This window comes from Enterococcus sp. 3C7_DIV0644, from assembly GCF_002141235.1.
GTDB lineage: Bacteria > Bacillota > Bacilli > Lactobacillales > Enterococcaceae > Enterococcus_D > Enterococcus_D entomosocium.
The window spans coordinates 403,756-416,644 of the sequence record NZ_NGLK01000001.1 but is presented as its reverse complement, the minus strand read 5'-3'; the positions used below and the strand labels follow the sequence as shown (position 1 = coordinate 416,644).

Here is a 12,889-nt window from a genome sequence, read left to right as displayed (position 1 = left end):
GAAAAGAAGAGTACTAGGCGGGGGAAGCTTGGGGAAGTGTGCCTAGTACTCTTCTTTTCAATCTTACCATTGATCAGCACTCAACGACACGATTGCTCAGAATATCGTCCTCGGTTTCTTTTTGGATACAAATTATTGACAAGTATCAGTACCCAATATAAAATTAAATTATCCTATAAAATATCTTTTTCAAAGTTCTGTTTGCCCACTTCTCCCCAAGAAGCGGGCATTTTATTTGCACAAACAGAATCCGGGGTATAGTATTAACTTACTCGGATCAGTTAAAACTGTGTATCATTTTTTAACCTTCTTTACAAAAAAAGCCCTGTCCTTAATTGGATAGGGCTTTTTTGCGTTCTTCGATCAATTGTTCTAATTCTTCCAATTCCTCAAGAGAGGCATTTTTGATATATCCCTTGGCACCAGAGCGATTACGGACGTGTTTCATTTGTTCTTTATTCTTTTCTTGCCACTTTCTCGATGCCTTTAGTTGAGCATCAGACGTTTTCTTTTCGGCCACCGTATGCACTCCTTCCTAAAAATGTTGAATAAGCTTCAATACAAGTTGAATAAGTTTTATTACGCTAGAGATGGCGATTAAAACCATAAGTATCAATAAGGCAAAATTTAAAACTTTCCTTCTTTTTAAATTCTTGGACATTCGATTCATTCCTTTCATTATGATATAATCAAAGGGAAGGGAGGGCTTTCGCCCTATCCCTAGTTGTCGAGAAGTTTGATTAGCAGTTCGAGTAACTTTTCAATTATGGCTAGTATCGCTAGTACTAAGCCAATTTTGATTGTTAGTTGCTCTTGCTTTTCAAGCTTTTCTTTTTCCCTTCGTTGTTTCCTCAAAAATTTCAACTCCTTTCTATATCTATATTATATATCGGATATAGATGTGAGTCAATAGTTTTGAGCGTTTTATTTGAAAAAAACCGCCATCAAATTGTATTGACGACGGAAGGGGGATAAGTTAGACTATCATTAAATGACCATACTTTGACCATACTTTTCGATTTTTGTTGAGAATAGTAGAAGGTATGGGATTAATTGAAATCCTATTAGATCAACATTTGAATATTGTGGATGATTATTGAAGATAGACAATTTGATAGTATCTGTTTATCCAGTAGCGCAAGAAGCATAAGAAAATGACATCCAGATTACGTAAAAGTAACCTGGGTGTTTTTTTATACACCAATGAAACCGTTTTAACGAAATAGTTATTTATAATAGCTTAGATAAGGAGTGAAGCAATGATTCAATTAAAAGAAATCACGAAGGAAAACTATCGTGCGTGCATGAATTTGAAGACAACGAAGGAGCAAGAAGATTTTGTTGCGCCCAATTGGTACTCAATGTTAGAGGCGATCTATGAGGAACCACGTCAGGCATTTGCCCTCTACAATGGTGAGGATATGGTCGGCTTTCTCTTATTTAGTTTTTACGAAGCGGATGAGGATTATCCAAAAGCTTCGTGGTGGATCGAGCGGTTTATGATCGCAGAAAAATTCCAAAATCAAGGGTTAGGCAGTCAGGCGTTTCTTGCTGGGTTAGATTGGTTCAAAACCCATATCCAAGCGCAAGAATTAAGGATCTCCGCTGTAGATGGCAACGAGATCGCAACAAAGCTTTACGAACGAAACGGCTTTGTCTTGACAGGTGAAATGATTGATAACGAGCATGTACTCTTGTTGCAGCTGCCAACGGATCAAGGGTAAATGACTCTTTCTACAGTAAAAAATGAGGTCAAAGGCAGAGGTTCTTAAGGGGATTCTCTGCTTTTTTTATTGGTGTTTTTCCGGTCCAAAAAGTGTGCCGTCATTTTCTGGCTAGATTTTTCAAGAAATTTTGTGCACTTAGGGTAAGAATTACGAGTATATCCATGCTTTGTTGTTCACAAAGTTCCTTTTGCGATTAACGAAATCTTTACACGTTGACAACACAAACCTTATATTCATTTGATACTCTGAGGAAGTAGAACAAATGGAAAGAAACTTTCGAAAAACGTTGATTATTGAGAATGTGCTCACGAATGATTTTGGTAAAAACACGAACATTATCAAAAAAGAAAACGTTAGTAATTCGAAAAAGATTGTTTTTGGTTCGTTGATTTTTTATAATCAAAAAGGAAAGTTCGGAATTCCGTGAGTTCGATTTTTTTAATGAAAAGGAGAAAAAGTGATGAAAGTTTGGAAGAAAACGGCAATGTTTGGTTTAGGTTTGGTGGCAGCAGTTACGCTGGCGGCATGTGGCTCAGGTGGAGCAAGTACTGACTCGGCGGCTGAAGAAGCAGGATATGTACCAGAAAAGTTGACCGTTCAATTTGTTCCATCACAAGCAGCAGAAACATTAGAAGCAAAAGCAAAACCACTTGAGCAATTATTAAGTGATGAATTGGGGATTCCAGTCACTGTGAGTGTTTCCACTGACTACAATACAATCGTCGAAGCAATGGCTTCGAAACAAGTAGATGTCGGCTTTTTACCGCCGAATGCCTATGTTTTAGCAAATGAACAAAGCAATGTTAAGGTGCTATTACAAGCACAGCGTTATGGCATCAAGCAGCCTGGTGGGGAATCAACGGATGAATTGGTTGATAGCTATCGTTCAATGATCGTCGTAAAAAGCGGCAGCGATATCAAAGAGTTGGAAGATTTAAAAGGCAAAACGATTGCCACGCAAGATGTTACTTCTTCTGCCGGTTATGTTTGGCCAGTAGCAGAAATGAAAAAAGCAGGCATCGATATCAATACGGATGTGACGACTGTTCAAGTCAAAGGCCATGACCAAGCGGTCTTATCTGTCTTGAATGGCGACGTTGACGCAGCGTTCGTTTTTGAAGATGCCCGCAACACGGTCAAAAATGATTACCCAGAAATCATGGATGAGGTAGAACCAATGTACTTTACCGAACCGATCCCGAACGATACGATCAGTGTCCGCAGCGACATGAGTGAAGAGTGGGACAAAAAAATCCAAGATGCCTTTATCGCGATCGGTAAAGATGAAGAAGGAAAACAAATCATCTCTGATATTTACTCTCATGAAGGATACGTTGTTTCACAAGACAGCAATTTCGACATCGTAAGAGAGTATGCGGAACAAGTCGGACAATAACTAATAGATGAATAGATCGGGAGGGTACCGGTAGTTGAGGTACCCTTTTCGAATGGAAAGCAATTTTTACCTAATGGAAAGAAAGTAGGAGAATCATGGCTCTAGAGAACGAAACGATTATTTCATTTCAGAATGTGACCAAGCAATACCCAAATGGGGTATTAGGTTTGAAGGACTTAAACATCGATATCAAAAAAGGGGAATTTGTCATCGTAGTGGGTTTATCAGGAGCAGGAAAATCAACGATGCTGCGCTCCATCAATCGACTGCACGAGATCACGAGTGGCGAGATTTTAATCGATAGCAAGTCGATCACAAAAGCAAAAGGAAGAGAGCTACGCTTGATTCGTCGAGACATTGGCATGATTTTCCAAAGCTTTAATTTGGTGAAACGTTCGAGTGTCTTGCGAAATGTCTTAACTGGGCGAGTAGCTTATCACCCAACGATCAAAATGTTGCTTGGTTTGTTCCCGCAAGCGGATAAAGAGCTGGCTTATCAATCGCTGCAGCGGGTCAATTTAGCAGAAAAAGTCTATACTCGAGCCGATGAATTGTCTGGCGGTCAGCAGCAGCGGGTTTCGATTGCCCGTGCTTTGACGCAAGAGCCGAAGATTATTTTAGCGGATGAACCGGTTGCTTCCTTAGATCCTTTAACCACTGAAAAAGTCATGAATGACTTAAAACGGATCAATCAAGATCTGGGGATTACCATCGTAGTCAATTTGCATTCTGTCCAATTGGCAAGAGAGTACGGCACGCGGATCATCGGGTTGCGAGACGGAGGCTTGGTTTTTGATGGCCCTGTCAGTGAAGCGACCGATCAGCGATTGAAACAGATTTATGGCAGCGAGATCATAGAAGAGCAGGAAGGGGCAGGACAATGACGACAAATACGTTGCCGAAACGCAGCGGACTATGGAAAAATGTTCTTTGGCTCGTCATTTTTTTAGTGGTATTGTTCGTTAGCGGCTCTATTTCAGGCGTTGATTTGGCACGGTTCTTTAGCAATAGCAGTCAAATGAATGTCATTTTACAAAAGATGGCTCATCCTGATTGGGCATATGCCAAAATCATTGTAGAGCCGATTTTACAAACGATCCAAATGGCGATCATCGGCACGACCTTTGGTGCACTGGCGGCTTTTCCGTTTTCACTTTTAGCAGCACGAAATATCATGACGAATCATTGGATCAGCGGTTGTTTCCGTTTTGTTTTAAATATCATTCGGACAGTACCTGATTTGATGCTGGCGGCTTTATTTGTTGCCATTGTCGGAATCGGTCCCGTTGCCGGGGTGATCTCCATCTCTGTGTTTTCTTTTGGGATGATCACCAAATTGTTTTATGAATCGATTGAAACGATTGATGAAGGTCCGATCGAAGCAATCACGGCTTCTGGAGGATCGAAGTTTGACATCATCCGCTATGCAGTCGTACCGCAAGTCATGAGCCATTTTCTTAGTTACTTGCTTTATGCCTTTGAGATCAATGTGCGGGCATCGACGATTCTTGGGTATATCGGCGCAGGCGGAATCGGTGTTTTCTTACAACGATCTTTAAGCCAATTTCGATATGACCAGACGTCGATTATCGTCTTAGTGATTTTTGCAGTTGTTTTGGTGATTGATACCATCAGTAATAGATTAAGGGAGCGATTGTTATGATGTTGCCAGCAGAACCGAAAAAGAAAAAAATACGGAATTGGCTGATCGCAGTAGTCGTTATCCTCCTTTATATTTGGGCTTTTGCTGGCGTGCCTTTTGCGGGTGTTAAAGAAAATGTCGGTCAAATTGTCGGCTCAATCTTTTATGGCTTGATCCATCCTGATTGGGGCTATGTTTATACCGGTGATGGCGAAGATTTGATCAGTTTGATGATCGAAACCGTTGCGATCGCCTTTGTAGGTACGTTTTTATCCTCAATATTAAGTATTCCTTTTGCCTTTTGGGCGGCGCGCAGCAAAAACAGCCCTCGCTGGCTATCAGGTTTCGGTAAAATCGTGCTGACGGCGATTCGAACGTTTCCAGAAATCGTCTTAGCGATCATGTTCATCAAAACAGTGGGTCCCGGATCCTTTGCTGGTGTTTTGGCAGTTAGTGTCCATTCCATTGGGATGTTGGCGAAACTCTATAGCGAAGCGATCGAGAACATGGATCACGGTCCTTCAGAATCGGTCGTTAGTGCGGGAGGAAATCGTTGGGATGTGTTAGGCTTTGCGACATTGCCACAACTGATTCCAGAATTTCTTTCTTTTACCTTGTATCGTTTTGAACTGGCTGTCCGTTCAGCTTCGATCTTAGGGATCGTAGGGGCAGGTGGGATCGGTACGCCGATGATCTTTGCCATCAATGCGCGATCATGGAGCCGTGTAGGAATCATTTTATTAGGGATCGTTGTGACGGTCACGATCATTGATTTTATCTCTGGGCGCTTGCGTAAACGATTGGTTTAATAAAAGGAAGTGCGTACTCGAAAAAAACACAGTCTGCATAGGCTGTGTTTTTTTGCAGCGGATAGGCGGATGTCGTTTAAGACAGGTTTCGTGAAACTTGTTATACTGGATTCATAGAAAATGAACCCAAACAAGGAGGCTGTTTTATGAAAGCATTATTGATCGTCAATCCAAGTTCTGGTGGGGAACAAGCGAAAGAATTTGAGGAGATGGCAGAAGAAAAGCTGCGGGAAGTTTTTTCAGAAGTCGTTGTCAAACATACCGAAAAAGAAGGAGATGCTACACGTTTTGCCTCTGAGGCAGCAGCAGAATTTGACAGTGTCTTCGCAATGGGCGGTGATGGTACCGTCAATGAAGCGGTCAATGGCTTAGCCCCTCATGACAAACGACCAAATTTCGGTTTCTTCCCGCTGGGCACAGTAAATGATTTAGCCAGAGCATTAGCGATTCCACTAGATCCCAAGGAAGCCATCGAATCATTTGCAGTGGATCACACCCGCAAAATCGATATTGGGCAGGTTAATCAAGACTATTTTACCAATGTAGTGGCGATTGGTATGATTCCAGCGGCGATCAACAATGTGGAAGTTGAAGAAAAAACCAAGCTGGGAAAAATGGCCTATTTTGTTTCTGGTCTACGGGAAGTGCGGAAAAATGAAAGTCATCCGTTTGAAGTGACCGCCGAAAATAATGGCGAAAAAACGACGATCGCTGTGGAAAGCAGTACGATGATCGTTGGTTCATCCAATACGATCGGCGGTTTCGAATCTCTTTTGCCTAAAGCGAGTACCGATGACGGCAAATTACATCTGATCTACTTAAAGGATACGAATCTTTGGGAAACTGTCAAAAGCGTGCCTGAGCTTCTCAAAGGAGTTACGGAATCAAATGATGTTCTTGGTTATCAAACTTTTGATAAAGCAACGATTCGTTTGACGGATGGGGCAACGATCGAAACGAATGTCGATGGTGATCCAGGACCTGAATTGCCAATCACAGTAGCGGTGCTGCCGCAACATCTTACCGTGTATTGCGGAGTTGAAAAAGCCCGCTAAATCATTCATAACTAGGAAACGATCCGTCAAAAGCGGATTGTTTTTTTTATTCAGAAAGAGTATACTGGGAAAAAAATTTACTGAAAGAAGGGGTTCTATGACGATACGTTCTGCCACGATTGCAGATGCGCAAGCCTTGACAGCAATCTATGCTTATTATGTAGAAAATACACCGATTACCTTTGAAACGGAGGTGCCATCGGTTCAAGAATTCGCGGAACGCATCGCCAAGACCTTGAAACGCTACCCGTATCTCGTTGCAGAAGAGGCTAGTGGAATTGTCGGTTATGCCTATGCGTCAGCTTATAAAGAACGGGCGGCGTATGATTGGACCGTTGAAGTAACCGTTTATTTAGCGCCGGATGCCAAAGCAAAAGGGCTCGGCACCGCTCTTTATCAAGGGCTTGAAGAAAAACTAAAAGCGCAAAACGTGGTCAATCTGACTGCGTGTATTACAGGAGGCAATCAACAAAGTGAGGCTTTTCATGAGAAGCTTGGGTATCGGAAAGTTGCTGATTTTTCGCATGTCGGCTATAAGTTCAATCAATGGCACGATGTGATTTGGATGCAAAAAGAACTGCAATGGTTTCCTGATCAGGTGCCAACGTTCATTCCCAATGAAAAAGCCTAACACATCCTGACTTTTGAATATCTTTTTTTGGCAAAATGCTTTATGCTGAGAGTAGCATGTGAAAGGACGTTCTATTGTTCTTTCGAACAAAGTATTTTGCTTTTTCTGTGTGGAAAAAAAGTTGCTTTTTTATAGAAAAATGAGTAAAGTATTCAAGTGGAAAAAACAAGGAGGCGAAGCTGTTGGGCAAGCGAATCGAACGGATTTATCAATATATCGTCGAAAATACGATGAGCGGCTTAGGGGAAAAGAAGGGGTTGTCTACTTCAGAAGTTGCCGATCATTTAGCCATTCAGCGCAGTAATGCCAGTAAGGATTTAAATAAGCTTGTCAAAGAAGGGCGCGTCGAAAAAAGCGACTCGCGGCCTGTTCGTTATTGGGCGGCAGGGGTCGATCCCAGCAGTAAGGAAAAGTATGTCCCAAGCTACAAAGAAAGTCGCCCGCAAAGAGAAAAAGCCTTCCCTCAACGAGTACAAGGAAAACCCTCTGACCGAGATATTTTTGCGACGATCATCGGTGCCAACGGAAGTATGAAAAACGCTGTTGAGCAGGCGAAAGCAGCGATCTTGTATCCGCCGAAAGGGCTAAACTGCTTGATCACAGGGCCTACTGGTTCTGGGAAAACGTACTTTGCCCATGCGATGTTCCAGTTTGCCAAAAGCAATCAAGTAATTGCCGATGACAAAGAATTGATCGTCTTTAACTGTGCGGACTATGCAAATAACCCAGAGCTTCTGATGAGCCATTTGTTTGGTTATGTACGGGGGGCATTTACGGGTGCCGATCAAGAGAAGATTGGTATTATTGATCAAGCGGATGAGAGTATGTTGTTTCTCGATGAGATCCATCGATTGCCGCCAGAAGGGCAAGAAATGATTTTTTACTTTATGGATCATGGTACCTTTAGTCGTCTAGGAGAGACGGGCAAAAATCATCAAGCGAATGTCCGAATCGTTGGTGCTACTACCGAAGACCCTAACTCAACGCTATTAGATACCTTTACCCGACGCATTCCCATCAATATTCAACTGCCCTTTTTTGAGAAACGACCCGCATCAGAAAAAGTCGATCTCGTTCGGGTATTAGTCGGGCAAGAGGCGACCCGTATTCAGCGGACGATCTCCTTGACAGAAGATGTGGTCAAAGCGTTGATCGGCAGTGTCAGTTTTGGGAATATCGGTCAATTGAAATCCAATGTCCAGCTAGTCTGTGCACGGGGCTTTTTGAATCATATGCAACAAGATGAGATTGAAATCGATTTGATCGATTTGCCAGAAGGGATTCGTTCAGGATTGATCGTTTTGGGGAATCGCCGCAATGAGCTGGCAGAGCTTTCTAAGATCCTTGAACCGAAGATTAGCATTCAACCGAATCAAAACTTAAACAATATTCAATCAGATTCCTATGAATTGCCTTATAATCTTTACGATATTATCGGCGACAAGGCTGCTCTGCTAAAAGCAGATGGGTTAGATCAAGAAGCGATCAATCATTTTATCTCAACAGATATCAATGTTCACTTAAAGTCTTTTTATAAAGATCACGGGTTTTCCTTTAACTCGGTCAATAAACTAAGTGAATTTGTCGATCAGAAAGTGATCAGTGTAACAAATCAAATCTATGAGCTGGTTCGACAACGCTTAAATTATGATTTTCAGCAAAATTTCATCTATGCCATGAGCTTACACATCAGCTCGTTTTTGAAAAAAATCCATTTGGGAGAAGAACGACAAACCAATGACAATATTCGTCAGATGGTAGCTGATTATCCTCAAGAGTTTGAAGTCGCCAAAGAAGTCCGCGATTTTATTGGTGATAGTTTCCAAGTGGCGATTCCTGACAGCGAATCTTATTATTTAGCGGTTCTTCTGGTTTCTCTTAGAACCTCTCATTCCTCTGGGAAAATCGGCGTCGTCGTTGCAGCCCACGGCAACAGCACAGCCAGTAGCATGGTACAAGTGGTCAAACAATTGCTGGAAGTCGATCAAGTGACAGCGGTGGACATGCCGTTAGATATGCCCCCGGCTGTGGCGTTGAAAAAAATCGTGGATAGTGTACGGGCAGTCAATGATGGCAGTGGGGTGATCCTCTTAGTCGATATGGGGTCCTTAGCGACCTTTAATAATGAAATCCAACGAGAAACGGGTGTGGCTGTTCGAACAATCGATATGGTGACCACCTCCATCGTCCTAGAGACGGTCCGTAAAGCGTCAGTGATCGGCACGGACCTCGATCAGCTCTATGATTCATTACGGAAGTTCCGCGGGTATGGAGCGGTCACTGTGGAAGAACCAGTGACACAAAACCACCATCCTAAAGCGATTCTAGCGGTCTGCGCTTCGGGAAAGGGAACGGCGCAGCGCATCAAAGAATTGATCCAAAGCTCATTGTCAAAACGTCAAAACCAAAATGTCGAAGTGGTGACGTTATCGGTGGCGGATCTGAGGACGGACTTGGATCAGATTCAACAGCGCTACCGTCTGATTGCCGCAACAGGGATCATCGATCCCCATATCGACGCACCGTTTATTTCATTAGAACGTTTTATTGATCAAGATGTTGATCTACTGTTGGATGATATCCTATTAGAGAATGATTTGAGTTTTGAAGATGAAGTACAGCTAGATGATCGGCAGGCGAAAGAAATCTGTGTCCGGTATTTAGAGGAAAACTTTACCTATATCAATGCGAAAAAAGTAGTAGAGCCGTTGTGGAAATTTGGCGAAGAGATCATTCACGATTTGGATTTGGTAGGGGCGCAGCAAGGCTTTCAGATCAATTTTGTGATGCATGGCGCAGGTATGCTGGAGCGGATCTTACTGCGGCAGTCATTGACTGTTTCTGAAATTGATTTAGCAGCGATGGAGGAGAATCCGCTTTATGGCCAATTGCATGTGCATGTCCAATCGTTTTCACGCTTGATGAATATCGAAGTGCCTAAGACTGAAGAGTACTATCTGCTAGAGCTGATCAAAAACCATCACGAAAAAGAAATGTATTTTTAATTCTTACAAATAATACAGATACACTAAAAAAGATACAGTATTTTTTAGTGTATCTTTTTTAGTGTATTATCTGAATGCTGATTCTTAAGGTTTTTTCAAGAATAGTGTATCGGAAAAACTTGGCACGCTTCTTGCTTCTATATAAGTGGATACAGGAGGTGATTGAAAAAAGAACAGATCCTCAATATGAAAAGCGGATCGATGGATGTAGGAGGCTTGCACAATGGGAATGGATATACGTCTTGCCCGAATCGACGATCGGTTGATTCATGGTCAGGTCGCCACAGCTTGGTCGAAAATGACTGGTATCAATCGAATCATCGTGGTCAGTGATGAAGTCGCAAATGACCAATTACGAAAGTTTCTCTTGAAAGAAGCTGCTCCACCAGGGATCAAATCCAATGTGGTGACAGTAGCGAAAATGCTTGAGGTGGCGCATAACACATTATTTAATACGCAAAAAGTCATGTTATTATTTACCAACCCTCAAGATGTCGTGACTCTGGTTAAAGGAGGCATTGACATTCGTTCCGTCAATATCGGCGGTATGAGTTTTTCAATGGGAAAACGAATGATCACTAATTTCGTGTCAGTCAATGATCAAGATCTTGCTTCATTGCTTTACTTGCAAAACCAAGGCATTGAAGTGGAGATACGCAAAGTTCCAGCTGATCGTAAAATCTTTTTGAAGGATATTTTGGAAAAAGAAGGTAGTCACCCTTAGTTTTTCGATGTTGTTTTTTCTTTCGTATTCGTGTCACATTTTTCAATTTTGATATAGGAGGTAAAAAGATGGTAGGAATTATCCTAGCAAGTCATGGAGAATTTGCTAACGGCATTTTGCAATCTGGTTCAATGATCTTCGGCGAACAAGAAAATGTTAAAGCTGTTACATTGATGCCAAGTGAAGGTCCAGATGACATCAAGGCAAAAATGCAAGAAGCAATTGCTACATTTGACGATCAAGAAGAAGTATTATTCTTAGTTGATCTTTGGGGTGGTACTCCTTTCAACCAAGCGAACAGCTTGTTTGAAGATCACAAAGACAAATGGGCAATCGTTGCTGGTATGAATTTACCAATGGTGATCGAAGCCTATGCTTCACGTTTTTCAATGAATACAGCGCATGAAATTGCTGCGCATATCGTTGAAACAGCTAAAGAAGGGGTCAAGGTCAAACCAGAAGAACTTGAACCAGAAGAAGCTTCAGCACCAAAAGCAGTGCAAGACGATCAACCTAAAGGATCACTTCCTCCGGGAACTGTTCTAGGCGATGGCAAAATCAAAATCGTACTTGCTCGTGTCGATTCACGTTTGTTGCATGGTCAAGTTGCTACAGCTTGGACAAAATCAGTGAATCCATCTCGGATCATCGTTGTTTCTGACGCGGTGGCAAAAGATGACTTGCGTAAAAAACTGATCGAACAAGCAGCTCCTCCAGGAGTAAAAGCGAACGTCATTCCAGTGGACAAAATGATTGAAGTTTCTAAAGACCCTCGTTTCGGGAATACGAAAGCTTTACTATTATTTGAAAACCCACAAGATGTATTACGTGCTGTTGAAGGTGGCGTTGATATTACTGAAGTGAACGTTGGTTCAATGGCTCACTCTGTTGGGAAAGTTGTTGTAAGTAAAGTATTGTCGATGGGTACAGATGATGTGAATACATTTGAAGATTTGAAAGAACGCGGCATCAAATTCGATGTGCGTAAAGTACCAAATGACTCTCGAGACAACATGGATGAAATCTTACGCAAAGCCAAAAATGAATTGGCAAATAAATAGAAACGTATTCAACTAAATAGGAGGTCTATCATGACTATTATATCTATGGTATTAGTAGTACTCGTTGCCTTTTTAGCTGGTATGGAAGGGATCTTGGATGAATTCCAATTCCATCAACCGCTAATCGCGTGTACTTTGATCGGTTTAGTGACCGGTAATTTGGAAGCATGTATCATTTTGGGCGGATCATTACAAATGATCGCACTTGGATGGGCAAATATCGGTGCCGCTGTTGCACCTGATGCTGCATTGGCGTCTGTCGCATCTGCAATTATTTTAGTTTTAGGTGGACAAGGAACTGCTGGTGTTGATACAGCGATTGCCGTTGCGATCCCTCTAGCTGTTGCTGGGTTGTTCTTGACAATGATCGTTCGTACATTGGCTGTGCCAATCGTTCACTTTATGGATGCTGCTGCTGAAGAAGGCAACATTCGTAAAATCGAAATGTGGCACGTGATCGCTGTATGTATGCAAGGGGTTCGTATTGCGATTCCTGCAGCTGCATTGTTGGCTATCCCTGCTGCAACTGTTCAAAACTTCTTAGAATCAATGCCTGCATGGTTAACTGATGGTATGGCTATCGGTGGTGGTATGGTTGTTGCCGTTGGTTACGCAATGGTTATCAACATGATGGCAACTCGCGAAGTATGGCCATTCTTTATTATCGGTTTCGTAATCGCAGCTATCTCTCAATTGACATTGATCGCTATCGGTGCCTTGGCAGTAGCAATCGCATTGATCTACTTGAACCTAACTAAAATGGGCGGATCATCAAATGGAGGCGGCGGCAGCAACACTGGCGACCCTCTAGGCGATATCTTGAATGACTATTAGAATCG

General features: G+C 42.3%; 12 protein-coding genes. 11 read left to right on the top strand and 1 reads right to left on the bottom strand.

The features are described 5' to 3' along the window. Positions 1 to 331: 331 nt before the first annotated feature. Positions 332 to 520 carry a hypothetical protein gene (locus tag A5877_RS02010; protein WP_086316231.1) on the bottom strand — a complete coding sequence of 63 codons (189 nt, stop codon included), beginning with the start codon at positions 518 to 520 and terminating at the stop codon, positions 332 to 334. Between the two features lie 739 nt (positions 521 to 1,259). Between A5877_RS02010 and A5877_RS02005 the strand changes: the two genes are divergently transcribed. From A5877_RS02005 to A5877_RS01950, 11 genes are all read left to right on the top strand, one after another. Further along, the gene (locus tag A5877_RS02005; RefSeq protein WP_005235322.1) at positions 1,260 to 1,724 is read left to right on the top strand and encodes a GNAT family N-acetyltransferase; all 465 of its coding nucleotides are present in this window, start codon (positions 1,260 to 1,262) and stop codon (positions 1,722 to 1,724) included. A gap of 463 nt (positions 1,725 to 2,187) precedes the next feature. Beyond that, complete coding sequence (gene phnD, locus A5877_RS02000; protein ID WP_005235326.1) at positions 2,188 to 3,123, top strand: phosphate/phosphite/phosphonate ABC transporter substrate-binding protein; 936 nt, start codon at positions 2,188 to 2,190, stop codon at positions 3,121 to 3,123. A gap of 95 nt (positions 3,124 to 3,218) precedes the next feature. Continuing rightward, positions 3,219 to 4,007, top strand: coding sequence for a phosphonate ABC transporter ATP-binding protein (phnC, locus tag A5877_RS01995; RefSeq protein WP_005235328.1), 789 nt, complete (start codon positions 3,219 to 3,221; stop codon positions 4,005 to 4,007). Further along, complete coding sequence (phnE, locus tag A5877_RS01990) at positions 4,004 to 4,786, top strand: phosphonate ABC transporter, permease protein PhnE (RefSeq protein ID WP_005235330.1); 783 nt, start codon at positions 4,004 to 4,006, stop codon at positions 4,784 to 4,786. The genes phnC and phnE (A5877_RS01990) overlap by 4 nt, the downstream gene beginning before the upstream one ends. Further along, entirely contained in the window at positions 4,783 to 5,574 is a 792-nt protein-coding gene (gene phnE / locus A5877_RS01985) for a phosphonate ABC transporter, permease protein PhnE (RefSeq protein WP_008378503.1), read from the top strand. Before phnE (A5877_RS01990) ends, phnE (A5877_RS01985) begins: the two co-directional genes overlap by 4 nt. A gap of 146 nt (positions 5,575 to 5,720) precedes the next feature. After that, complete coding sequence (locus A5877_RS01980) at positions 5,721 to 6,629, top strand: diacylglycerol kinase family protein (protein WP_061054266.1); 909 nt, start codon at positions 5,721 to 5,723, stop codon at positions 6,627 to 6,629. Between the two features lie 97 nt (positions 6,630 to 6,726). Beyond that, entirely contained in the window at positions 6,727 to 7,260 is a 534-nt protein-coding gene (locus A5877_RS01975) for a GNAT family N-acetyltransferase (protein ID WP_034872572.1), read from the top strand. Positions 7,261 to 7,490: 230 nt separating this feature from the next. Then, positions 7,491 to 10,265: a sigma-54-dependent transcriptional regulator gene (locus A5877_RS01970; protein ID WP_086317409.1), complete on the top strand. Its 2,775-nt coding sequence runs from the start codon at positions 7,491 to 7,493 to the stop codon at positions 10,263 to 10,265. Between the two features lie 229 nt (positions 10,266 to 10,494). Then, on the top strand, positions 10,495 to 10,989 hold the full coding sequence (locus A5877_RS01960; protein ID WP_026008065.1) for a mannose/fructose/sorbose PTS transporter subunit IIB: 495 nt from the start codon (positions 10,495 to 10,497) through the stop codon (positions 10,987 to 10,989). A 68-nt stretch (positions 10,990 to 11,057) separates the two neighbouring features. Next, positions 11,058 to 12,050, top strand: coding sequence for a mannose/fructose/sorbose PTS transporter subunit IIA (locus tag A5877_RS01955; protein ID WP_008378493.1), 993 nt, complete (start codon positions 11,058 to 11,060; stop codon positions 12,048 to 12,050). A gap of 30 nt (positions 12,051 to 12,080) precedes the next feature. Further along, positions 12,081 to 12,884, top strand: a complete 804-nt coding sequence (locus tag A5877_RS01950) for a PTS mannose/fructose/sorbose transporter subunit IIC (protein WP_008378492.1) — start codon at positions 12,081 to 12,083, stop codon at positions 12,882 to 12,884. Positions 12,885 to 12,889: the final 5 nt, after the last annotated feature.